At 47.5% G+C, this 23,050-nt stretch carries 15 protein-coding genes, 1 tRNA gene and 4 pseudogenes; 11 read left to right on the forward strand and 9 right to left on the reverse strand.

Annotated features, from left to right (window positions below; all coding sequences use genetic code 11):
• Nucleotides 1–3 precede the first annotated feature (3 nt).
• The 3 genes and pseudogenes from Q0Z70_RS08690 to Q0Z70_RS08700 form a co-directional block, all read right to left on the reverse strand.
• A tRNA-Val gene (locus Q0Z70_RS08690) sits at nucleotides 4–78 on the reverse strand.
• 111 nt (nucleotides 79–189) lie between these two features.
• Nucleotides 190–1,179, reverse strand: a pseudogene (locus Q0Z70_RS08695) (IS30 family transposase).
• Nucleotides 1,180–1,703: 524 nt separating this feature from the next.
• Nucleotides 1,704–2,633 (reverse strand): annotated as a pseudogene (locus Q0Z70_RS08700) (transposase).
• A 3-nt stretch (nucleotides 2,634–2,636) separates the two neighbouring features.
• Here Q0Z70_RS08700 and Q0Z70_RS08705 point away from each other — a divergent pair.
• Nucleotides 2,637–3,602, forward strand: coding sequence for a YitT family protein (locus Q0Z70_RS08705; RefSeq protein WP_298073700.1), 966 nt, complete (start codon nucleotides 2,637–2,639; stop codon nucleotides 3,600–3,602).
• Between the two features lie 81 nt (nucleotides 3,603–3,683).
• Here Q0Z70_RS08705 and Q0Z70_RS08710 read toward each other — a convergent pair whose 3' ends face one another.
• Entirely contained in the window at nucleotides 3,684–4,121 is a 438-nt protein-coding gene (locus Q0Z70_RS08710; protein ID WP_298073701.1) for an Hsp20/alpha crystallin family protein, read from the reverse strand.
• A gap of 481 nt (nucleotides 4,122–4,602) precedes the next feature.
• Between Q0Z70_RS08710 and Q0Z70_RS08715 the strand changes: the two genes are divergently transcribed.
• Complete coding sequence (locus Q0Z70_RS08715) at nucleotides 4,603–5,964, forward strand: glycoside hydrolase family 88 protein (RefSeq protein WP_298073702.1); 1,362 nt, start codon at nucleotides 4,603–4,605, stop codon at nucleotides 5,962–5,964.
• Nucleotides 5,965–6,092: 128 nt separating this feature from the next.
• Here Q0Z70_RS08715 and nagA read toward each other — a convergent pair whose 3' ends face one another.
• Nucleotides 6,093–7,256, reverse strand: coding sequence for an N-acetylglucosamine-6-phosphate deacetylase (nagA, locus tag Q0Z70_RS08720; RefSeq protein ID WP_298073703.1), 1,164 nt, complete (start codon nucleotides 7,254–7,256; stop codon nucleotides 6,093–6,095).
• Between the two features lie 161 nt (nucleotides 7,257–7,417).
• Here nagA and Q0Z70_RS08725 point away from each other — a divergent pair, with 161 nt between their 5' ends.
• From Q0Z70_RS08725 to Q0Z70_RS08755, 7 genes are all read left to right on the forward strand, one after another.
• Nucleotides 7,418–9,898, forward strand: a complete 2,481-nt coding sequence (locus tag Q0Z70_RS08725) for a DUF5686 family protein (protein ID WP_298073704.1) — start codon at nucleotides 7,418–7,420, stop codon at nucleotides 9,896–9,898.
• A gap of 94 nt (nucleotides 9,899–9,992) precedes the next feature.
• Nucleotides 9,993–10,694: an SIMPL domain-containing protein gene (locus Q0Z70_RS08730; RefSeq protein ID WP_298073705.1), complete on the forward strand. Its 702-nt coding sequence runs from the start codon at nucleotides 9,993–9,995 to the stop codon at nucleotides 10,692–10,694.
• A gap of 227 nt (nucleotides 10,695–10,921) precedes the next feature.
• Nucleotides 10,922–12,706, forward strand: a complete 1,785-nt coding sequence (gene rpsA, locus Q0Z70_RS08735) for a 30S ribosomal protein S1 (protein ID WP_298073706.1) — start codon at nucleotides 10,922–10,924, stop codon at nucleotides 12,704–12,706.
• Between the two features lie 114 nt (nucleotides 12,707–12,820).
• Nucleotides 12,821–13,735, forward strand: coding sequence for a ribonuclease Z (locus tag Q0Z70_RS08740; RefSeq protein ID WP_298073707.1), 915 nt, complete (start codon nucleotides 12,821–12,823; stop codon nucleotides 13,733–13,735).
• A 54-nt stretch (nucleotides 13,736–13,789) separates the two neighbouring features.
• Nucleotides 13,790–14,344: an RNA polymerase sigma factor gene (locus Q0Z70_RS08745; protein ID WP_298073708.1), complete on the forward strand. Its 555-nt coding sequence runs from the start codon at nucleotides 13,790–13,792 to the stop codon at nucleotides 14,342–14,344.
• A gap of 48 nt (nucleotides 14,345–14,392) precedes the next feature.
• Nucleotides 14,393–14,764 (forward strand): hypothetical protein, encoded by a 372-nt coding sequence (locus tag Q0Z70_RS08750; protein ID WP_298073709.1) that lies wholly within the window; start codon nucleotides 14,393–14,395, stop codon nucleotides 14,762–14,764.
• Between the two features lie 22 nt (nucleotides 14,765–14,786).
• Nucleotides 14,787–15,257 (forward strand): hypothetical protein, encoded by a 471-nt coding sequence (locus Q0Z70_RS08755; protein WP_298073717.1) that lies wholly within the window; start codon nucleotides 14,787–14,789, stop codon nucleotides 15,255–15,257.
• A 63-nt stretch (nucleotides 15,258–15,320) separates the two neighbouring features.
• Here the strand turns inward: Q0Z70_RS08755 and mazG are convergent, their stop codons facing one another.
• Complete coding sequence (gene mazG, locus Q0Z70_RS08760) at nucleotides 15,321–16,115, reverse strand: nucleoside triphosphate pyrophosphohydrolase (protein ID WP_298073710.1); 795 nt, start codon at nucleotides 16,113–16,115, stop codon at nucleotides 15,321–15,323.
• A 43-nt stretch (nucleotides 16,116–16,158) separates the two neighbouring features.
• Nucleotides 16,159–16,311, reverse strand: a pseudogene (locus Q0Z70_RS08765) (DUF3810 family protein); the annotation flags it as partial.
• Nucleotides 16,312–16,628: 317 nt separating this feature from the next.
• Between Q0Z70_RS08765 and Q0Z70_RS08770 the strand changes: the two are divergent.
• On the forward strand, nucleotides 16,629–19,313 hold the full coding sequence (locus Q0Z70_RS08770) for a valine--tRNA ligase (RefSeq protein WP_298073711.1): 2,685 nt from the start codon (nucleotides 16,629–16,631) through the stop codon (nucleotides 19,311–19,313).
• A gap of 133 nt (nucleotides 19,314–19,446) precedes the next feature.
• On the forward strand, nucleotides 19,447–21,228 hold the full coding sequence (locus Q0Z70_RS08775; RefSeq protein ID WP_298073712.1) for a glycoside hydrolase domain-containing protein: 1,782 nt from the start codon (nucleotides 19,447–19,449) through the stop codon (nucleotides 21,226–21,228).
• Nucleotides 21,229–21,331: 103 nt separating this feature from the next.
• Here Q0Z70_RS08775 and Q0Z70_RS08780 read toward each other — a convergent pair whose 3' ends face one another.
• Nucleotides 21,332–21,775 carry a hypothetical protein gene (locus tag Q0Z70_RS08780; RefSeq protein ID WP_298073713.1) on the reverse strand — a complete coding sequence of 148 codons (444 nt, stop codon included), beginning with the start codon at nucleotides 21,773–21,775 and terminating at the stop codon, nucleotides 21,332–21,334.
• Between the two features lie 66 nt (nucleotides 21,776–21,841).
• Nucleotides 21,842–22,937, reverse strand: a pseudogene (locus tag Q0Z70_RS08785) (DUF6340 family protein).
• Between the last annotated feature and the right edge of the window lie 113 nt (nucleotides 22,938–23,050).

The following is a 23,050-nucleotide window of genomic DNA, read 5'->3' on the forward strand; positions in this document are numbered from 1 at the left end:
GTGTGGGCGTTGACGGATTCGAACCGCCGACCCTCTGCTTGTAAGGCAGATGCTCTGAACCAGCTGAGCTAAACGCCCGTCACTTCCGTTTCAAAAACGTTGCAAAGATACGACTATTTTTAAAACTTGCAATAGATTGGATAATTTTTTTCATTATATACCACCAATATATCGTACCGCTTCCTACTCTCAACAGGCAAGTGCAAAATTAACGATAAGTCTGAAGGAAACACTCTTAGGGGATTCAAAATTGAGTTTTTTACGAGGTCTTCTGTTGATTTTATACTGAATTTTGCGGATGAATGCATCGGTCAAAGTCGAAAAGTCCGTCCCTTTCGGAATGTATTGTCGAATGAGTCTGTTTGCGTTTTCAATGGCACCCTTCTGCCAGGATGAGTACGAATCGGCAATGAATACGAGATTTGGCTTCTTCGACCCTTTAGGAGCGAGTGCCTTTGAAATCAGTTTGTGGGCACAAAACTCAGAGCCATTGTCTGTGGTTATGGACCGGACGGTGTGTCTGTACGGGAACAAGAGTCTGATGATGGCTTTAGCCGGTGGCTCCGGGCGTTTCCCTTGTGGCAGCCTTTCCATGAGCAGCATATTTGTGCTTCTCTCGGTCAGGGTGACAATTACACCCCCGCCGTCCTTTCCGACGATTGTGTCCATTTCCCGGTCTCCGAAGCGGGTACCGTCAGCCTCAACGGGCGCTCATGTATGCTTACACGGTCGGGGATGTTCTTGACCTTTGTGGTTCTGTCAGGTCTGCCATACCGGTTGTACTTCATCTTATGGCGACAGTGGGATGCGAGTTCCCCCCGTGAGTTCTGCACGGATATGACGGTATATGAGTTCGTGCGAGATATGTTTGCCGTAACTTTTCATATCCGCAGATATCTGCTGGGGCGACCAGTCCTCTTCTTTCAGCAGGTCTAAAGCCTCCCATACGATCGCAGGATCCTCTGCACGGTTGGATGTTGTGCGTTTCCTCCGTTCAAGAGCCTTTTGGTGAGCCTTGTCATACAAATAGTTACCCTGGTCTGTGGAATTACGCTTCAGTTCACGGCTTAGCGTTGACAGAGAGCACCCTACCAGCAGGGCGATCTCTTTTCTCGATGTTTTCTTTTGGAATAAGACGAAAATTTGCGACCTTTGCTCCGAGGTTAATTGTCTATACATAGCAATACAAAATTAGTTAATTTCAGGGAGACTTCGGTCTCCTTTTTTGTATTGCCGGTTGAAAGTTATTTTTTGCGCCATTAAGTCGCGAGCCGAAAAAATATGTGGGTAGTGTTTTAAAAAAGTGTGTCTGAGGCAGGTTTGCCTTAGGAGTGATGATGCAAAGTTAATGGTTAATTTTATAAATCAAATCAAAATCGTTAATTTTGTGATGTAGCCGGAGGAGGAAACGATCTCTACTAAGGAGCAACCCGACAGCAATATGGTTACGCCTATACTGATAGTCGAAAGGTATCCGAGAATCGTCATGATGGCGGCTCCTTTTGCGATCAGGCAGGCTTCTTGGCTAAGAAAACCTATTCCATTAGTCAGGGAACAGCGCCTTGTCGCAAGTTATGTTTGGAAGCAGCCGGTCAAAAGCCTTGTGTTCCATGGCTACACTTCCCATCAGTGTCAGTACCGGTTTTTCGCAGGGCATAGCTGTACACATTCTTGTAACTCTCCTGATGTCGCAGTTGAGACGCTTAACCAATGGTGGTATAGATCATGAACTGTATCTCTGGGGCATAGTTCATGTAAGCCTTGTAGCCGGCATTGCTGCGCATGAGCTTGAACGCCCGGTAGTCTTTCCCCCATCTATGGAGCGGTGTACCGGGGAATTTCTCCCCGACAACGGTATCAAAACCCTTAATGCCGTCTGTTACCATGAGTCCGATCCTTTCAATACCTCTGTCTTTCAGTGTGTCAAAGATATCGTTCCATCCTGCTGCACTCTCGGTTGGGATATTGAATATGCCCAGGACATCGCGCCGGGCTTCCTCTGTAACGGCTAATACAACATAGAACGCCTCGGTTGAGACCGAACGCTTACGGTGGATCTTGATGTGCACGCAGTCTACAAACATCACCAGATAGTAACGCTCAAGACCATGCTCAAGCCATGCGTCCACTTGGGAACGGACGCTCTCAACCATTCGTCTGATGCCGGACTTGAAATAGTGCTGGCCATAAAGTTGGTTAAAAACATCCCCGACCTGTTCCTATGTAAGCCCTTTGGTGTACAGAACTCCGGCCAACCGGTCACATTCCTATTCCTGATCGCGAAGGATGGCAAGTATCCGGGGATGGAAGTTGCCATAACGGTCACGAGGAATACGGAATCCCAATTTTCTTCCTTGACCATAGGCATGCCCCAAACGGTAGCCATTGCCCTTATTTTGGGGATCTTCTCGCAGAAACTCAACGCGTTCTGCAACCATTATGCTTTCTAACATGATTTCCATCAGGTCATGTAGACCATTTTCTTTCTCTGCATGCTTGCGCATGAGCTCTGAAATTTGCAGTTTCGTGAAGTGCATAGTTTGTATGTTTAACGTGAGTTCGACGAATTGTAAATGCTTATAAAATTGGTGATTAGCGAAAATTGTCGTATCTTTGCAGCCCAAAAATAACATTATATGAAGAAAACAATCTATTCATGGATTAGTATCCTGTTGGGATGCACCATTCTTGCAGCCGGTTTTGTGTTTTTTATCAACCCCTATAATATCATTCCGGGAGGAGTGTATGGAGCAAGCATCGTGCTTCATAACCTTTTCCCTTCCGTTCAGGTGGGTACGTTCGGTTATATGTTCGACGTCCCGCTGCTTATCCTTTCGGTCGTTTTGCTGGGTGCCAAACTGGGTTCGCGCACTATAGCGGCTGCCTTGATTACCCCTTTTCTTATGAATGTGCTGTCGCGGTTGGCCTATCCTACGCAGGAGGCGCTGGAGGCACTTGATCCTACGCAGCTGCTGGGCGGATGTATGAATTTGTCCGACCACCTGATGCTGACGACGGTCGTCGGCGCTGCAGTCATCGGTATTGGTAGTGGTATCGTAGTTCGTAACCAGGCTACTACGGGAGGAACGGACATCGTGGCTATGCTGTTGCAGAAGTATTGCCACATTCGTTTTTCGCGAGCCATTCTGTTGGCCGACGCGGCGGTGGTTTGTTATGGTCTTGTCGTGATAGGTTTCGGCATCGGAAGTGCTGAAGATATGGTGCAGCCGGCCCTGTTCCTTTCTTTCTATTCGTTGATTTCCATTTTCATATATTCGCGTGTCGTTGCTTATATGATAAACGGTGCAAAGAACGACAAGATGATTTTTGTCATCAGCGATATAAAGATGACCGCCCTGCACAAGTACATTCTTGAAGATTTGGACCGCACGGCTACGTGCATCAAGAGCAGCGGACTGTACACGGGCGCTGACAAAGAAATGCTGTTCCTCGTGGTGAGCTATAAAGAAGTGGCCGGTATGAAGCTGAAGATAAAGGAAGTGGATCCGCGTGCTTTTGTGGTGGTGACCGATGCCTACGATGCTTTTGGCGAAGGGTGGAAGCAATTACCTTCGTCGGCCAACGAGTTGCAGCCGGAATAGAGTAGTGAGATATATAAGAAAGGCTGCTCTTCCCTCGCGGGAAAAGCAGCCTCGGACAAATTACTACAAGGTATTGTGCAATTAATGTATTTCGATTACTCGGTTGATTTTTGCCCTTTCTTCGGGTGTGCGTTTAGGCAGGTCGATGGTCAGCACGCCGTCTGTGACGTTGGCACTGATTTTGTCTTTCTCGACATCTTCAGGCAGGACGAAAGCTTGTTGGAATTTTGAGTACGAGAACTCGCGGCGCAGGTACTTCTTGTTACCCTTGTCTCCTTCCTCGGTTTCGCTCTTTTTCTCCATTGTGATGACCAATTCGTTGTCTTCGCCCAAATGGATGTTGAAGTCTTCCTTAGTCATACCCGGAGCGGCGACTTCTACTTTGTAATCTTTTTCGTTTTCTATTACATTGATGGCAGGCGCCGTAACGTTGGTTTTTACCATCCAGTCGTTATCAAAGAAATCGTTAAAGATACTCGGTAACCAGTTCTGATTGTTGTACTTTCTAATCGGCATCATAGTTGTAATCTCCTATTTTTTAAGTTGTTTTTATTATCATTTTTCTTCTGAACTCCTCCGCCTTTTCGGTTTCGTTGTTCGCTTAAGGAGTTGCAAACTCCGTACCGGTTGCCGGAATGTCAGTTCCGGTTGCGATGCTTTTTTAACTTGTGAAAAGAATTTTAATCAACAGCATCTTCTTTTTAAAACTTTGCATACTTTGTTGGCTTTACAGCCTTCTGACAGAAGGTCGACCGCCTGTCAGATTGGCGTCTTTCCGGAAAAGATGTCACTTCCGGCCCTTCATCGCTCTTTTGTTTGCCGGTAGTGCAAAGCCGTTTTTCTAGTATGTGGGGGATGATACCTGTAAAGATGTATCCCAAAAGTTTTTATTTTGGGCGGGGAATGCTATATTTGCACCGTTGGCGAATACGGCATCTCTTTCTGATGGGTGAATGATGTTTCTTTATTGACGAATGTTTTAATGTAAAATTATAATAGCATGAAAAATTATCTTTTATTGGCAGCCTTCGTGTATTTGATGGTAGGCTGCGGTTCGGGACAGAAGGTTTCACAACCGGAGAAATATTCGCAACGGATGGTGGAGTCTCACGGTTTGGTAGGTTTCTATGGCAATCGGCATCACCAGACAGGGCTGGACAGTGCGTCTTGGGGCTACGTGTCTGGTTTGGTAGCGAATGCCGTACTGAAAGCATGGACGCTTTATCCCGAGAAAATGGAATATTACGATGCTGTAAAAGCTTATGCTGATAACAGTACTGCACCCGACGGTTCTGCCATCCTGAATGCCGGAGGAGAGTCGGCTCTTCGTCCAAGTAACATTGACGATCTGCCTGCGGGTAATGTTTTCTTTACCCTTTATAAGAATGAATTGAAGAAAGGAAATACGAAGGACGCCAATCGGTATAAGAACGCAGCTTCGCTTATTCGTAATAAATTGAAGTACGAACATTTCCGTATAGCCGAAGGACTTCCCGGAGCAGGCGGATTTTTCCATAAGGCTATATATCCCAATCAGATGTGGCTTGACGGGCTGTATATGGGCTCGACGATTTATGCCAAGTGGCAACATGTATTTGGACAAGATGATACGGAGGACAATGTACAGAGTTGGGCTGATATTGCCTTGCAGTTTAAGACTATCAACAAATATACGTATGACGAAGGCAAGCAGTTGAACTATCATGCCTGGTCGGCTACTCCCGAAGATGAAAATTCCTTCTGGGCCAATCGGAAAGAACCTTTCAAGGGATGTAGTAAGGAGTTTTGGGCACGTGGTATGGGCTGGTATTTTGCCGCTTTGGCCGATGTGCTTGAGTATATGCCGAAAGACCATGCCGACTATCCCGACATGCTGGCTATCTTCAATCAGGTGGCATCTGGACTGAAGCGTTGGCAGGATCCGGCTTCTGGCGTGTGGTATCAGTTGCTGCAATACGACGCACAAACGAGTGCCGACGGTAAGGGAGATACGATTAATGGGAAAGTATATAATGTAGGGACGGTGCCCAACTATTTGGAGGCATCGGCATCCGGTATTTTTACGTATGCTTATCTGAAGGGCATCCGTTTGGGATTGCTCGATCGGGAGATTTATCTTCCAGTAGCTGAAAAAGCTTATCAGGGTTTGCTTAAAACTTTTATTCGTGAGCGGGAGGACGGTAAGTTGGACGTGGTGCAGACGTGTGCATCGGCAGGTCTTGGTCCGGCCAAAGATCCGTCTCGTACAGGGACTATCAATTACTACCTGGCCGGTAAGGATGTGACAGTAGTGGAGAACGAAGGGAAAGCGGTCGGCGCCTTTATTTTAGCCTCTGTCGAATACGAGCAGTTGAACAAATGATTTAATATAATAAGAGAGGCGCGGAACGCACTTGTGCTGTTCGCGCCTCTCTTGTATTCGCGTGTGTCTTTTCTTACCGCGATGCTGCCCCTTTGACAACTTTGAATTGCGTAGGAGATATTGCAGTTTTAGAATAAAGTATTGGTTTCTCCGATGAGTTGGCCATTTTGCCATACGGCACGTATGTTCAGGTTCTTGTCCATGACAAGAATGTCAGCATCCTTATCTTTCTGCAAGGAGCCTTTGCGGTCGAATATGTTCATGATGCGTGCCGGGGTTTCGCTGGCCATGCGCAAGGCATCTCCCAACGGAATGCCGGCCTTCACCATTGTACGTACCAGTACGTCTCCCGTAGCAATACTGCCTGCCAGCGACGAACGGTCGGCCAGCTTGCATACGCCGTCTTCGATGATGTAGCGGGGATCGTTGATTTCCTTGCCCGCAGTTGCCGAACAGAACATGGCATCGGTGACGAGGCAGGTGCGGTCTACTCCCTTCAACTTATAGGCCAGGCGCAGAATGGTAGAAGGCAAATGGATGCCGTCAGCTATCAGTTCGATGGTCATGCCGTCGGTTAGGTAGATGCTTTCCACCGTGCCTTCATATTTGTATTCGCGGCGTTTGTGGAAGCCGGGCATGGCATTGTAGAAGTGGGCGGCATGTGTAAATCCCGCTTCGTAAGCAGCCTTGATCTCATCGTATTCGGCTTCGGTGTGTGATACGGCTACCAGAATTCCTTTTTCACGTAGATATTTGGCAAACTCCAGTGCGCCGGGTAGCTCCGGGGAGGCATCCCAACGGCGGATGCAGTTTGTGCTTTCCAGCAGTTCCTTGTATTCTTTTTCATCAATGGCTTTCACCTGTCCGGCAAACTGTCCGCCTGCCATCTTGGGGTTCAGGTAGGGGCCTTCGATGTGGAGACCTTCCACCGGACTTCCCGGCTCCTGCATCATCTTTTCGCAAAGGGCGGCCGCCCGGTGTAGCTTGTCGAAAGGCGATGCGGACAGGGTAGGGAAGATGGTCGTGGCTCCTTGGAGCAGGTGGGCATGGGTGGCTTTGCGGAACGCTTCTTCCGTGCATTCAGTGAAGTCGTGTCCGCCTCCTCCATGTATGTGCATGCAGACAAAGCCGGGGACGATGTACATTCCCTTGGCATCGACTAACTTGGCACCGATGAGGGCCAGGTCGCAGTTGGTCACTTCCAATATTTTTCCGTCACGCATGAGTACGGAACCTTCGTTCAGCCATCCTTGTGGTGTGAATATGCGTCCGTTTATAATCTGTGTAAGCATCGTTTTTTTCTGTTTTTAGAGGTTTAATATAAAAATGATTTGTCGGTACAAATGTAGCAACTTCTTGCAACAAATGTTTTTATAGTGGTGAAAATATTTATATGATAAGCGATGCCTACTGAAATAGGTAGACACTTTTATGAACCTTAAAAGTGTTATTTATGCGTGTAAATTATCAACGTCTACTGCGCACTCCTTTGGAATTGCGCCTGAAAATTGTTCGTGAGTATTTGATGGGAGAGTCATCCCGTAAAGTACTGAGTTTTCGTTACCAGGTGAAGCTGGGTACAATTTCTCAATGGGTACACCGCTATGGAAATACAGAAAAATTCGTATATTTGCCACAATTACACAAAGATATTGCAAAGTTGGCACGCTGGTTATGGATAGGATGGGGTATTTTACTGATGCTTTTCCCATTGGGGAAGGTACGGGCAGGGTGTGCTCCATATCCTTATCAGGGCAAGTTGATTTCGGCGGACTCTATCATGGAAAAGGTCATTTTCTATGCACCGCTTTACGAACGTATCGTGGATAGCTACAATGCCGAACTGTATATCAAGGGAAAAATCAACATCAAGAAAAAGAACAAGTTGTTCCGTTATATTCCCACCTTGTTCCGTATTCGGAAGGGCGTGAAGGAGTATATGATGGAAACTTACAACGAACTGAGCTTTACGGCCCCCAATATATATGACCAGAAGGTGACGGCTACCATGGGAACGGCCAATGAGTTCTGGGATTTGGACGGACAGCTGCCCCAATATTTCAGACTTAACATCTATTCGCCGACCATCCTAACCGATAAGCTGCTTTCTCCTGTGGCGTCCAATGCCCGGAAATACTATAAGTATCAGATTGATACCATCCGTGGGCAGGCGCACGATCTGCAATATGTCATCCGTTTTATCCCTAAGAGCAAGAGCTTCCAGTTGATAGGCGGCTATATGGTGGTAAGCGACAATGTGTGGAGTATACGTGAAATACGCTTTTCGGGCCGTTCGGAGATTTGGGCTTTCAGCAATCATGTGCGGATGGGGCAGGTGGGTTGTGCGGATGAGTTTTTGCCGGTCTATTCGGATTTCGACGTGAGGTTCAAGATGGTGGGAAACGTGATTGACGGAAACTATATGGCGGTGCTTCAATATAAGAAAATAAAGCAGCGTGATCCGGCTGTCAAGTTGCGCAGATCGGGAAAGAGCAGATATGACCTGTCGGCTTCTTATACATTACGCAGCGATACGAATGCCAGCGTGCGTGACACGGCCCACTTTAATAAGCTGCGTCCATTCCCCCTGGAAAGACACGAAGACTCGTTGTACAGGGCTTATTTCCTGTATCGGGATACCGTGATGCAGAAAGGATGGAAAAGGAATCAGAAGACTAATAAGAAATTAGAGTTCTGGGGAACGGTCGGCGATGCGCTGGTAAGCCGTTATACACTGGATTTGGCCAGTGTGGGCAGTGTGCGATGTTCGCCTCTGATCAATCCGACGTTGTTGAGCTACAGCCATTCCAATGGCATTTCCTATCGGCAAGTATTCCGATATAACCGCCTGTTTCCGGGCGATCGCCTGCTGCGCATTTCACCCCGTATCGGTTATAACTTCACACGAAATGAGTTTTACTGGTCAGTCAATGGTCAGCTGGACTACTGGCCGCGTAAACGGTCTTCCATCCATTTCGATGTGGGTAACGGTAACCGGATTTATAGCAGTGACGTGCTGGATGAACTGAAGGCCATGCCGGACAGCTTGTTCGACTTCAGTCAGATACACCTGGATTATTTTAAAGACTTGTATTGCCGCGTTACTCATAGTTGGGAAATCGTGAACGGACTGGTGCTGGATGTCGGTCTGTCCATTCACCGACGTACAGAGGTGGAGCGCTCGAACTTCAAACTGCTGCTACCCGGCGACGGTGATCTGATTGCATCGACCCGTGCAAATGGGGAAGAAGGAGGGCGGAAAGACCGTTCGGAAGTGTGGGATCTCAGTGTCCTAAGCAAGCTTCGTCATACGTATAGAAGTTTTGCTCCCCGTGTGACTCTCCGCTGGACGCCGGGGCAGTATTACTACATGAACGGCGACCGAAAGATTAACTTGTATTCCCATTATCCGACTTTGACGGTGGACTGGGAACGAGGTATCAAGGGAGGAGCCGGTTCGAGTGCTTACGAACGGGTGGAAGTGGACCTTCAGCATAACATACCATTGGGACTGATGCGCGACATCTATTATCGCATCGGCTGTGGTAAGTTCACCAATCAGGAAGATCTGTATTTTATAGATTTTGCCTACTTCACCCGCTCTAATCTTCCTGTGGGGTGGAACGATGAAATCGGTGGCGTTTTCCAGCTGCTCGACCGCCGGTGGTATAACTCTTCGCGCGAGTATCTGCGAGCCCATCTGACGTATGAGGCGCCTTTCCTGTTGATGAGACACTTGATGAAATATACCCAATATGTGCTTAACGAACGCTTGTATCTGAACACTTTGATGATGCACCACCTGATGCCTTACGTGGAGGTGGGCTATGGCATCGGTACCCACATATTCGACTTCGGCGTTTTTGCCGGCTTTGCCAACGGGAAGTATAAGGAAATCGGCTGCAAGTTTACGTTCGAGTTGTTTAATCATTGAAAGGAATCAGGTTAACATCTTTTATCCGAAACTCTTTGTAGTTGACAGCTTTATTCCATTTATTTGCAGATAAACTCTTTTAAAATAATAGTGCATGAAAAATTGGAGACTGGAAGCTGCTATTATAGCGGTGGGATTGCTGTTGCTCGGCTGGATGCTGAGGGGCGGTATCAATGATTTTAGAGACAGAGAGCGCGTAGTGACGGTAAAGGGACTGGCCGAGATAGAAGCACCGGCCGACAAGGTAATCTGGCCGTTGATGTACAAGGACATCGGGAACGATCCGGTTCTCCTCTACACGAATATGGAAAAGAAGAATGCGGCCATCGTTACTTTCCTGAAGAACAACGGCATTTTGGACGAAGAGATAAGCATCGTCCCGCCGGAGATCATCGACAGGCAGGCCGAACGCTATGGCAATCAGAATGTGACATACCGCTATAATGCGACCTCTGTCATCACCGTAACGTCGAAAAACGTGGAGAAGGTGCGCAAGCTGGTGGCCGAACAGGCTGAACTGTTGAAGCAGGGTATTGCCATTGTCAGTGACGACTACCGCTACAACATATCCTACGAATTTACGGGGCTGAACGACATTAAACCCAAGATGATTGAGGACGCTACAAAGAACGCCCGTGCCGCTGCCGAGAAGTTCGCCAAGGATTCGGACAGCAAGCTGGGGAAAATCAAAAGCGCTTCGCAGGGTCAGTTTACCATCGGCAACCGAGACGTGAATACACCTTATATTAAGAACATACGCGTGGTGACGACGGTGACCTATTATCTGAAGAACTAAAACACTGTTTCCTATAATGTAAAAGTGCCATTTCGGACGGGTAAAGCGACGCTTTGCAGTGCCAAAATGGCACTTTGTGTGGAAAAACAGAGAGAAGAGAGGACAAAGTACCACTTTTTTCAGACCGAACGTTTTGCTGTTCAAGAAAATAATCCTATCTTTGCGCCTGATTTATTGAGTCAACATAATGTCTCACTTAATTATTAAAAAACAACTTATTTATTTGAATGGAAAAATTTGAAAAAGTAGCTCCGGTTGAAGATTTCAACTGGGATGCGTATGAGAATGGTGAAACACAGTCCGCTGTTAGCCACGAAGACATGGAAAAGGCGTATGACAATACGCTGAACAAGGTAAACGACCGTGAGGTTGTAGACGGTACCGTAATTGCAATGAACAAGCGTGAAGTAGTTGTAAACATCGGTTACAAATCAGACGGTATCATTCCGATGAGTGAATTCCGTTACAATCCTGATTTGAAAGTAGGTGATACGGTAGAAGTATATATCGAAAATCAGGAAGACAAGAAAGGACAGCTCGTTCTGTCACATCGCAAGGCACGCGCTACCCGTTCTTGGGATCGCATAAACGTAGCTTTGGAAAACGAAGAAATTATCAAGGGTTACATCAAGTGCCGCACGAAAGGTGGTATGATTGTAGACGTATTCGGCATCGAGGCTTTCTTGCCGGGTTCTCAGATCGATGTAAAGCCTATTCGCGACTATGATGTATTCGTGGGCAAAACTATGGAATTCAAGATCGTGAAGATCAATCAGGAATTCAGGAATGTTGTTGTTTCTCACAAGGCTCTCATCGAGGCAGAGTTGGAACAACAGAAGAAAGAAATCATCAGCAAACTCGAAAAAGGACAAGTACTTGAGGGTGTTGTCAAGAATATCACATCTTACGGTGTATTTATCGACTTGGGCGGCGTAGACGGTCTGATCCATATCACCGACTTGTCTTGGGGCCGCGTAAGCGATCCGCACGAAGTTGTAGAGCTCGATCAGAAGCTGAACGTAGTTATCCTCGACTTCGACGACGAAAAGAAACGTATCGCCTTGGGTCTGAAACAGCTGACTCCGCATCCTTGGGATGCACTGGATCCTAACCTGAAGGTTGGCGACCACGTGAAGGGTAAAGTGGTAGTGATGGCTGACTATGGTGCATTCATCGAAATCGCTATGGGTGTCGAAGGTCTGATTCATGTGTCTGAAATGTCTTGGAGTCAACACCTGCGTTCTGCTCAGGACTTTATGAAGGTAGGCGATGAAGTGGAGGCTGTAGTGCTGACACTGGATCGCGAAGAGCGTAAGATGTCTCTGGGCATCAAGCAGCTGAAGGCTGATCCCTGGGAAACTATCGAAGAGAAATATCCGGTAGGCAGCAAGCACGTTGCCAAGGTTCGTAACTTCACTAACTTTGGCGTATTCGTTGAAGTAGAAGAAGGGGTTGATGGTCTGATTCACATCTCTGACCTGTCTTGGACAAAGAAGATTAAACATCCTTCCGAATTCACTCAGATCGGTGCAGACATGGATGTAGTGGTGCTGGAAATTGATAAGGAAAACCGTCGCCTGAGCCTCGGCCACAAGCAACTCGAAGAAAATCCTTGGGATGTATTCGAAACGGTATTTACGGTAGGTTCTGTACACGAAGGTACTATCATCGAAATGCTGGATAAAGGCGCTGTAGTAGCTCTGCCTTATGGTGTAGAAGGTTTTGCAACTCCGAAGCACCTCGTTAAGGAAGACGGTTCTCAGGCTCAGCTTGATGAGAAACTGCCGTTCAAGGTAATTGAATTCAATAAGGATGCCAAGCGTATTATTCTGTCTCACAGCCGTATCTTTGAAGATGCTGTCAAGGCTGAAAAGAAAGCTGCCAAGAAGTCTAACACTAACAGCAAGAAAGAAGAGACTCCGATAATCCAGAACCAGGCTGCTTCTACTACGCTGGGTGACATTGACACACTGGTTGCTTTGAAAGAACGACTGGAAGGTAAGAAGAAATAAGTTTTTCGGATATAAATTTATGGGAAAGAGAGTGCATTCCATATCAGGGTGCACTCTCTTTTTTTGAAGTAAATCCCGGCAGGTATCGTGATTTATGTCTAATTTTGTGTCGTTATGGAGAAGTTTGAGTTATATATCTTGGGGTGTGGTTCGGCCTTGCCTACCACCCGTCATTTCCCGACGTCGCAAATCCTGAATGTGCGCGACAAGTTATTCATGATCGATTGCGGAGAAGGAGCTCAGTTGCAGTTTCGCAAATCGCGGCTGAAGTTCTCGCGCCTGAACCATATTTTCATTTCCCACCTGCATGGTGACCATTGCTTCGGGTTGCCGGGGTTGATTTCGACACTGAATTTGCTGGGACGTACAGCAGAACTTCACATCCATTCGCCGCAGGGACTGGAGGAATTGTTGAAGCCGATGATTGATTTCTTCAATCATCAGATGACCTTTTCGGTTGTATTTCATGCTTTCGATACCAAAGAGCCGTCGCTGGTCTACGAGGATCGTTCGTTGACGGTGACCACCATTCCTTTGCGCCATCGGATGCCTACCTGCGGTTTCCTGTTTACCGAAAAACCGCGTCCCAACCACATCATCCGTGAAATGATTGACTTCTATCAGATACCCGTCTACGAACTGAACCGTATCAAGAATGGGGCCGACTATGTTACTCCTGAGGGAGAAGTCATTCCCAACAACCGTCTGACCCGTCCGTCCGATTCCCCGCGGAGCTATGCCTATTGTTCAGACACATTGCCGCAGGCTTCGGTTGTGAAACAGGTAAGGGGAGCCGACTTGTTGTTTCACGAAGCCACCTTTATCGAAGAAGATGCAGTCCGTGCAAAGGAAACCTTTCACACCACTGCTTCACAGGCTGCTTCCATTGCGCGCGAGGCAGGTGTAAAACGCTTGCTGATAGGGCATTTCTCAGCGCGTTACGACAACGAAGAACTTCTGCTGGAGCAGGCACGTGCTGTGTTTCCTGAAACTTTGCTGGCGAAAGAAACGCTTTGTGTTCCTATTTGATTAAACTTTTTGTATCTTTGTTCGTCTAATTTCTACAAATGCGAATCAAAGTATATGAACACTCCTTATGATGAGCGCGAAGTATTAGCCTTGTTGCAGGACGAGAAGACACAGCGGCGCGGATTTGAAATGATTGTGGCGCAGTATAGCGAACAGCTGTACTGGCAGATACGCCGTCTGGTTCATTCGCATGAGGACGCTAATGACTTGCTTCAGAATACCTTTATTAAGGCATGGACCAACATAGATTACTTCAGGGGCGATGCCAAATTGTCCACATGGCTCTACCGCATCGCTTTAAACGAATGCCTGACGTTCCTGAACAAACAGCGTGCACAAGCCACTGTCTCGCTGGACGATCCTGAAGCAGATGTGTTGCAGAAACTGGAGAGTGACCCTTATTTTTCGGGTGACAAGATACAGATGACTTTGCAGAAAGCTTTGCTGACCCTGCCCGAAAAACAACGGATGGTGTTCAATCTGAAATACTATCAGGACATGAAGTATGAAGAGATGTCCAGGATATTCGGTACGTCGGTCGGGGCGCTGAAGGCTTCGTATTATCATGCAGTGAAAAAAATCGAGAATTTTTTTGATGATGAACTTTAAACCTTTAATATAAACCGTAGTCTAATTTTAATGAAAGGAGAAAAGCTTATGAAAGAAGAGGATAAATTACTGAAGAAGATTGGTATGGAAAATCCGTTTCGTGTTCCAGAAGGATATTTCGAAGGTTTCACTTCTGACTTGATGAGCCGTCTTCCAGAGAAAGAAAAGACAGATGTCCATCGGGAGCCTACTATGTGGGAAAAGGTAAGGCCGTGGCTGTATATGGCCGCCATGTTTGTGGGAGCCGCTCTGATTATTCGAGTGGCTATGCCGGGCGAGACCGTGTCGGACGGGCAGCAGCAACAGATTGCCGCCGACGAATCGGATATCGAAATGGAGTATATCAGAACGGCAATAGAGAACACCACGATGGACGACTATTCGCTGTATGTCTACTTGTGCAATGAAAATGCAGAATAATCAATATTATACAATGAAAACAATGAAAAAGTTGAGTGTTTTAATGGTTGCTTTGTTCGGGCTGATGCTTTCGGTATGGGCCGGTGACGAAACATGTCAGCAACTGTCACGCGAAGAATTCCGTGCCAGGCAACAGGCTTTTCTGACTGAGAAGGCGGGATTGACCCGTGAGGAGGCTGCCAAGTTTTTTCCCTTGTATTTCGAAATGGAAGACCGCAAACAGAAGTTGAATGACGATGTGTGGAAGCTGTTACGTCAGGGTAAGAATGAGAATATGACCGAAAGTCAGTATGGTGAGATCTTGGAGGGTTTGTATAATGCACGTGTGGCTTCCAGTGAATTGGAACAGACCTATCTGAAGAAGTTCCAGAAGATACTTTCCAATAAGAAAATTTATTTGATACAGCGTGCCGAGATGCGTTTCCATCGCGAACTGCTGGAAGGCATGCATGGCATGAAGAATGGTGGAAAACGGCCGGTTCCGAGAAGGTGATGTGCTGTTTTCAGTTTTCAATAGGTGAAGGCCTTCCGATGCGAATCGGAAGGCCTGCTTTTTTTATTCCTTTCTTTCCAATCTCTTGGCTTCTTCCCAGATGGCGTCCATTTCGGCCAGCGTCATATCGTGCAGGTTGCGGCCTTCCTTGATAGTGTGTGCTTCGAGGTAGTTGAAGCGACGGATGAACTTCTGGTTGGTATGTTCCAGGGCGTTGTCGGGGTTGATTTTGTAGAGACGGGCGGCGTTGATGAGGCTGAACAACACGTCGCCAAATTCTTCTTCGGCTTTCTGCTTGTCCATGTTGGCTACTTCGGCTTGGAACTCCTGGATTTCTTCCTTTACTTTGTCCCACACCTGTTCGTGTTCTTCCCAGTCGAAGCCTACGTTGCGGGCCTTGTCCTGTATGCGGTAGGCCTTGATGAGCGAGGGTAGAGCGGCAGGCACGCCGGCCAGTACACTCTTGTTTCCGCCTTTTTCCTTCAGCTTCAGTTGTTCCCAGTTCTCCACAACCTGGGCTGCTGTTTCAGCTTTCTCGTTGCCGAAGACATGCGGATGACGGAAGATGAGCTTCTCACACAGGCGGTCACACACGTCCTTGATGTCGAAGTCACCGGTCTCACTGCCTATCTTGGCATAGAAAGCCACGTGCAGCAGGACGTCGCCCAGTTCCTTGCAGATGTCCTGTTTGTCGTCGCGCATCAGGGCGTCACACAGTTCGTAGGTCTCTTCGATGGTGTTGGGGCGCAGGCTTTCGTTGGTCTGCTTGCGGTCCCAAGGACATTTCTCGCGCAGTTCGTCGAGGATGTCGAGGAAGCGTCCGAAGGCTTCCATCTGTTCTTTACGGGTATGTTGCATGGTTCTTCAGTTTTAAATTCTTTTCCGCAAAGGTACGAAGATTTTATGGATTTTCTGTGCTTCGTTCCGTTTCGCACGAGATGAGCAGTCCCACTACTTCGGAATAGTTCTGCCGCCCGCTCTCTATCTTGTTGCCTTTCAGATAAAGGTCGTAAATCCAGTCTTATACGGTGCTTGCTAACGGACAGTATTTGGCAAGTGGTTGTATGTCAGTATCCTATTAGTTTATTTTAGTTTATTAGAAATAAACTTTCAGTTCAAAGTCGTTATACTGATAGTTTAAAGGCTGTGAACTGGCAGTATAAAGGCGTTGAACTGTCGGTTTACTCCGTTTGTACTGAGAGTTTAAAGCCTTTGAACTGACGGTACACTCCGTTTGAACCGGAGCGAAACCGCCGTCTCCATGCAAAGATAGACAAATCTTTTCGTTGCATTTGCCGACGGAAAGCAATAAATTACTAATTTTGTGCCCATAATTGCAAACGATTTTAATTTTATAGATTTTACAGAGAAATGGAGTTAGCAAGTAAGTATAATCCCGCCGACGTAGAGGGAAAGTGGTACCAGTATTGGCTGGATCATAAGCTGTTCAGTTCGAAACCCGATGGCCGTCAACCGTACACCGTCGTCATTCCGCCTCCCAACGTCACCGGTGTGCTCCACATGGGACACATGCTTAATAATACCATTCAAGATATTCTGGTGCGCCGTGCCCGCATGGAAGGCAAGAACGCCTGCTGGGTGCCGGGTACCGACCATGCTTCCATCGCTACAGAAGCCAAGGTAGTGAACAAACTGGCCGCGCAAGGCATCAAGAAGACCGACCTGACACGCGAGGAGTTCCTGAAGCATGCCTGGGAATGGACGGACGAACACGGCGGCATCATCCTGAAGCAGCTCCGCAAGCTGGGCGCTTCGTGCGACTGGGACCGCACCGCTTTCACTATGGACGAGAAGCGCAGCGGAAGTGTCATCAAAGTGTTTGTCGACCTTTATAACAAGGGGCTTATCTATCGAGGCGTGCGTATGGTGAACTGGGATCCCAAAGCGCTGACTGCCTTGAGCGACGAGGAGGTGATTTACAAGGAAGAGCACAGCAAGCTCTACTACCTGAAATATTATGTGGCCGACGACGACCTGTCGGGCGAGACCGGTGCTGAGGGTGAAGTGGTTCATCGCGATGCCGAGGGACGCCGCTATGCCGTAGTTGCTACGACCCGTCCTGAAACCATTATGGGCGATACGGCTATGTGTATCAATCCCGCCGACCCCAAGAACCAGTGGCTGAAAGGCAGGAAAGTCATTGTCCCCCTTGTGGGCCGCGTCATCCCCGTCATTCAGGACGATTACGTGGACATAGAGTTCGGTACGGGCTGCTTGAAGGTAACGCCTGCCCACGACGTGAACGACTACATGCTGGGCGAGAAGTACAACCTGCCGAGCATCGACATTTTCAACGATAATGGTACCTTGAGCGAAGCCGCCGGCCTGTATGTAGGTATGGATCGTTTCGATGTGCGTGAACAGATTGAGAAAGATCTCGCCGCTGCCGGCCTGCTGGAGAAGGTGGAGGCATATACTAATAAGGTGGGTTTCTCCGAGCGTACCAACGCGGCTATCGAGCCGAAGCTTTCCATGCAGTGGTTCCTTAAGATGCAGCACTTTGCCGACATGGCCCTGCCGCCCGTGATGAACGACAAACTGAAGTTCTATCCTGCCAAGTACAAGAACACGTACAAGAACTGGTTAGAGAATATTAAGGACTGGTGTATCAGCCGTCAGCTGTGGTGGGGACACTGTATCCCCGCTTATTTCCTGCCCGAAGGCGGATACGTGGTAGCCGAGACACCCGAAAAGGCTTTGAAACTGGCCAAGGAGAAGACCGGCAGAGCCGACCTGAAACTGGAAGACCTGCGTCAGGACGAAGACTGTCTCGACACATGGTTCTCTTCATGGTTGTGGCCCATCTCCCTGTTCGACGGCATCAACAACCCCGGCAACGAGGAAATCAAATACTACTATCCGACGAGCGACCTGGTGACGGCGCCGGATATTATTTTCTTTTGGGTGGCCCGCATGATTATGGCCGGATATGAATACATGGGCGATATGCCTTTCCGTAACGTCTACTTCACCGGTATTGTGCGCGACAAGCTGGGACGCAAGATGTCCAAGTCGTTGGGCAACTCGCCCGACCCGCTCGATCTCATCGAACGCTATGGGGCCGACGGGGTGCGCATGGGTATGATGCTTTCGGCTCCTGCGGGCAACGACATCCTCTTCGATGACGCCCTATGCGAGCAAGGCCGTAACTTCAATAATAAGATATGGAATGCTTTCCGCCTCGTTAAGGGCTGGGAAGTGAGCGCTGAAGTCGATGTGCCTGAAGCAGCCGCACTGGCCATGAAGTGGTTCGAGTCGAAACAGAATGCCGTAGCCATCGAGGTAGCCGACCTATTCAGCAAGTACCGTCTGAGCGAAGCCCTGATGGCTGTCTACAAACTCTTCTGGGATGAGTTCTCCAGTTGGTATCTGGAAATGATTAAACCCGCTTACGGCCGGCCTGTCAGCAAAACCGTTTACGACACGACTATCGGCTTCTTTGACAATCTGCTCCACCTGCTCCATCCGTTCATGCCCTTTATTACCGAAGAACTGTGGCAGCATATTGTGGATCGAAGAGACGGCGAAAGCCTGATGGTGAGCCCCATGACCGCTCCGGGTAAGGTGGATGAGGCTATCGTGCAGCAGTTCGAGGTGGTGAAGGAAATCATCAGTAACGTCCGTTCCATCCGCTTGCAGAAGAACATCGCACAGAAGGAAACGCTGGAGTTGCAGACGGTGGGCGAGAACCCCGTAGCCGCCTTCAACGCCGTCATCACGAAGATGTGTAATCTCTCGTCCATCGCTGTGGTCGAGGCTAAGGCTGACGGAGCCGCCGCCTTCATGGTAGGCACGACGGAATATGCCGTGCCCCTGGGCAATATGATTGACGTAAAAGCCGAAATCGCCCGCATGGAAGCCGAGCTGAAGCACAAGGAAGGTTTCCTGCAAGGCGTACTGAAGAAACTCAGCAATGAGAAGTTTGTGAACAACGCTCCTGCCGCCGTCATCGAGCTGGAACGCAAGAAGCAGGCCGATGCCGAAAGCATCATCAAGTCGCTGAAGGAAAGCATCGCTGCGCTGAAAAAAGCGTAAAATAGTGATAGTCTACAAGCTTGCAGGCAGGACTTGTATCTCTTGCAGCTTGTCGCGGCATAATATAGAAACGTCGGGTGCGGCTTTCTGTTTAAGGGAAGCAGGTCCGGCGTTTGTTTTATAAATGAATCTTATGAAGAAAAAAGGATTGTTATTGGTTGGGGCGCTTCTCACAGGTTTATGGTGTGGCGCTCAACAGCCCGTGGAAAAGTATCCGTTGGGTGCTTATGAAGAGTTGACCGATACGAAGCCTCACGACGGTGAAGAAGTGTGGAGCAAGATGCAGGCTCCTGTATCTTTGGCGTGGGGAAGTGTCGATGTGCGCTATCCCAAGTTAAGTATTCCTGTGGGAACAAAGAAGAGGATTACCCGGATGAGTGCCTGGAAAGGCGAAAGGGTACATGCGCAAGCCGTATTGTGGACTCGTCAGGCTTTGAAGAATGTTCGTGTGAAGGTTGGCGATTTGAAGAATGGAAGTTCTGTCATTCCAGATTCGGCCGTAAAGACTCACTTTGTGCGTTACGTTATGACCGACGAACTGAACAAAGACGGGAAGGGCGGTTGCGGCCATCGTCCCGACAAAACCCAGTGGGATTCTTCGCTGGTAGCCGATGTGCTCGACATTGCACAGGAACTGGATGTCAGGGAACGTTGTTCGCAGCCGATATGGTTGACGGTGTGGGTTCCTGCCGATGTTAAGGCCGGTATCTATAAGTCGCGCTTGACTGTCAGTGCCGATGATATGGAGCCATTGTCTCTTCCTTTTGAAGTGAAGGTGGTGAACCGTACACTTCCGTCTCCCCAAGAGTGGAAGTTTGATCTGGATCTGTGGCAGAATCCTTATGCCGTAGCCCGTTATTATCAGGTTCCGTTTTGGAGCAAGGCACATTTTGACGCTATGCGTCCCATTATGAAGATGTTGGCCAATGCCGGACAGAAGGCTATCACGGCCAGTATTATACATAAGCCTTGGAACGGACAGACGGAAGACCATTTCGATAGTATGGTGACCCGTATCAAGAAACTGGACGGCTCTTGGGAATTTGGTTATGCGGTTTTCGACAAATGGGTGGAATTCATGACCGAAAGCATTGGTTTGAAAGGCCTAATCAGTTGTTATACCATGATTCCTTGGGCGCTGAACTTTGACTATTATGACGAGGCTACCAATCGTGTCGTCTTTTTGGAAACCAAACCGGGTGATGCCGCATATTCGGAGTATTGGATTACTTTCCTGAAAGACTTCGCCTGCCATCTGCGCGAGAAAGGTTGGTTTGAACGTACAGCGATCTCAATGGATGAACGTCCGATGGAAGCTATGCGCGAGGCCATTAAGGTCATTCGTGCCGCAGATCCTGAATTTAAGATAACCTTGGCTGGAAACTATCATTCGGAAATAGAACCGGATCTTTACTATTACTGTATCGCGCTTGGACAGAAATTCCCTGCGGACGTGAAGAAGGCTCGTGAAGCGAAAGGACAAATCAGTACTTACTATACCTGTTGTTCGGAGGCTTTCCCGAATACATTTACTTTTTCACGTCCGGTCGAGGCTGTATGGACTATGGTACATGCCGTGGCTGAAGGATACGATGGATATCTGCGTTGGTCTTTCAACAGCTGGACAGCCGATCCTTTGCGTGATTCCCGTTTCCGCACGTGGGCAGCCGGAGATACATACAGTGTCTATCCCGGTCCTCGCAGCAGCATTCGTTTTGAGCGGATGACGGAAGGCGTGCAAGAATGTGAAAAGATGCGTATCCTGCGTGAGGAATTTACCCGTAAGGGAGATAAGGGTAAGTTGTCCCGTTTGAATAAGATGCTTTCCAGGTTTACGCTTGAGGCTCTTCCCGATGGACGTAATCATCCAGAGAAGGACGTGAACGAATTACATGAACTGCTAAATTGTCTGTAGCAGTTTTTTTCGGATAATTCCTAATAAGCAAAGAACTCCCTTTCTTATTCTGCCATACAGGCAGGAATTGGAAGGGGAGTTTTTGTTGTATTTGTACCGGACTTTATTCCAATAGCTTCTTAAGAAATTCGTCCAGTTCTTCGTCCAGTCCTTTGAGTAGTTCCTCGTTGACGAATAATGTATCATCATCTATCAGCAACAATTCGGCAAGGGTTTCCTTGTCTTCATCTACCAAAACGAAAGAAAATGGCTTCAGAAGGGTCATTTTATCGAAATCTCCTGCGTTTTTCATATCGTTCAGCAGGCCGGATAAGATACGTTCTATATCTTTATTGAAGTCATTGCCGTCATAGGTTCCCCATTCTTCGATGGTCGTATTGGCCAGAACTTCGTCGTCATCGTTATAGATGAACAATTCGCCGATGTTGGGATTCACTTGTAGATGAATATCTGTCACGATGGCTTGTTCGTGGACGCAATTATATCTGCTTACAGCTTTTTTTATGGTATTCTCCAGCAGGGAGAGTGAGGCTTGATTGAGTTTCATAATCGCTTATATTCTTGTTATTCTTTTCAAAGGTAGAAAAAAAAGAGAATCCTTTGCAGATTGTTATTAAAAATCATAATTAATTCTTTGCATTTTAAACATTCAGGCGTGCCAATCCGTTCTTACGTTCCATCAATTCACTGACATAAGAACTTGTCATAAGATAGTTGGGAATGTCACTTGGCAGGAGAGGGCTTGTCTTTTTCCGATCTACTTCGTCAATTTCCCTGGCGATTTCCTGTGCTTTGACAGCCCACTCGTAGGCGTTGTTTATGCTATCCTGCATTTCATAGCCTAAAGCAATGTTACAGGCTGCATACATTTTCTTTTTGCCTTTTTTGTTGTTATATTCAGCTTCCCATAGGCGTATGGCTTCCGACCAGTTGTTTTCTTTAGCGTAAATGGCAGCATCGCGCATGTTGACGGTACCTCCAGTGAAAAGATAGCGTTTGGCTGTTTTCCAATAGGGGAGTAAATATTTTACGGGAACGGTACCAGCAAAGCTGGAAGCTTGTTCTATCATATCTTTCTCAGAAATCAATTGGTTGAAGAGTTGTGTTCTATTGCTGTTAGATGCCTCCCAGAAAATGCTATCAGTACAGTTTACGGTAACCATTGGTGTATCCCGATTGGGCAGATAGACTTTTACGGTCGGATAGACGTTCACATCTACGGTACCGTAGAATACTCTCCATTCCGGCAGGTAACTTACTTTGCGTAAGGAACGGCATTGGATATTTTCCAAAGCAATGAGGAAATCTACTCCCATGTCTTGGGTCAACTGGATAACTTCTTCATTGGATAAAGTTGTTTCTCTGGGCGCCATGTCTTGACTCCTTAATGCCGAGTCGCAGATAACTACCAGATCGAAATAATTCTCATTGGCTATGGATTCGGCCAAGGTTTCGGTGGTGATTTGTGGATCGCCATTATAGTAGTCTGTGTGACGGGCTATTTCAGTTTTGTCTTTGTTCTTATCTTCTGAACTTATGATGAGTTTGTTGTCAGGATCTTCCGGCATATTGTTTATGATGCCGACACGCTTCAAGTTGGCAGGAAGACTGATTTCAGCCGGTAGCATATAGTCTATGGATAGCTGTTCTACAGTTTGACAGGCGTTTAGGCACAGGAAACCGACTGTAGCCAAGCAGTAAAGTAGCATTTTCTTCATCAGGATATTCTTTTTTTCTATTTATCTGGTAGCAAAAATAATCTTTTAAGTGATAAAAGAAAAGCCTTGAACGGTAAAAAACGTTCAAGGCTATTGTTAAATGG

The sequence above is a fragment of the uncultured Bacteroides sp. genome (assembly GCF_947632445.1).
Classification (GTDB): Bacteria; Bacteroidota; Bacteroidia; order Bacteroidales; family Bacteroidaceae; genus Bacteroides.

Bases quoted from the DNA above. Each gene is read 5' to 3' on its own strand.
- Q0Z70_RS08705 (WP_298073700.1), top strand. From the start codon at position 2,637: ATGAAGAAAACAATCTATTCATGGATTAGTATCCTGTTGGGATGCACC.
- Q0Z70_RS08710 (WP_298073701.1), bottom strand. From the start codon at position 4,121: ATGATGCCGATTAGAAAGTACAACAATCAGAACTGGTTACCGAGTATC.
- Q0Z70_RS08715 (WP_298073702.1), top strand. From the start codon at position 4,603: ATGAAAAATTATCTTTTATTGGCAGCCTTCGTGTATTTGATGGTAGGC.
- nagA (WP_298073703.1), bottom strand. From the start codon at position 7,256: ATGCTTACACAGATTATAAACGGACGCATATTCACACCACAAGGATGG.
- Q0Z70_RS08725 (WP_298073704.1), top strand. From the start codon at position 7,418: ATGCGTGTAAATTATCAACGTCTACTGCGCACTCCTTTGGAATTGCGC.
- Q0Z70_RS08730 (WP_298073705.1), top strand. From the start codon at position 9,993: ATGAAAAATTGGAGACTGGAAGCTGCTATTATAGCGGTGGGATTGCTG.
- rpsA (WP_298073706.1), top strand. From the start codon at position 10,922: ATGGAAAAATTTGAAAAAGTAGCTCCGGTTGAAGATTTCAACTGGGAT.
- Q0Z70_RS08740 (WP_298073707.1), top strand. From the start codon at position 12,821: ATGGAGAAGTTTGAGTTATATATCTTGGGGTGTGGTTCGGCCTTGCCT.
- Q0Z70_RS08745 (WP_298073708.1), top strand. From the start codon at position 13,790: ATGAACACTCCTTATGATGAGCGCGAAGTATTAGCCTTGTTGCAGGAC.
- Q0Z70_RS08750 (WP_298073709.1), top strand. From the start codon at position 14,393: ATGAAAGAAGAGGATAAATTACTGAAGAAGATTGGTATGGAAAATCCG.
- Q0Z70_RS08755 (WP_298073717.1), top strand. From the start codon at position 14,787: ATGAAAAAGTTGAGTGTTTTAATGGTTGCTTTGTTCGGGCTGATGCTT.
- mazG (WP_298073710.1), bottom strand. From the start codon at position 16,115: ATGCAACATACCCGTAAAGAACAGATGGAAGCCTTCGGACGCTTCCTC.
- Q0Z70_RS08770 (WP_298073711.1), top strand. From the start codon at position 16,629: ATGGAGTTAGCAAGTAAGTATAATCCCGCCGACGTAGAGGGAAAGTGG.
- Q0Z70_RS08775 (WP_298073712.1), top strand. From the start codon at position 19,447: ATGAAGAAAAAAGGATTGTTATTGGTTGGGGCGCTTCTCACAGGTTTA.
- Q0Z70_RS08780 (WP_298073713.1), bottom strand. From the start codon at position 21,775: ATGAAACTCAATCAAGCCTCACTCTCCCTGCTGGAGAATACCATAAAA.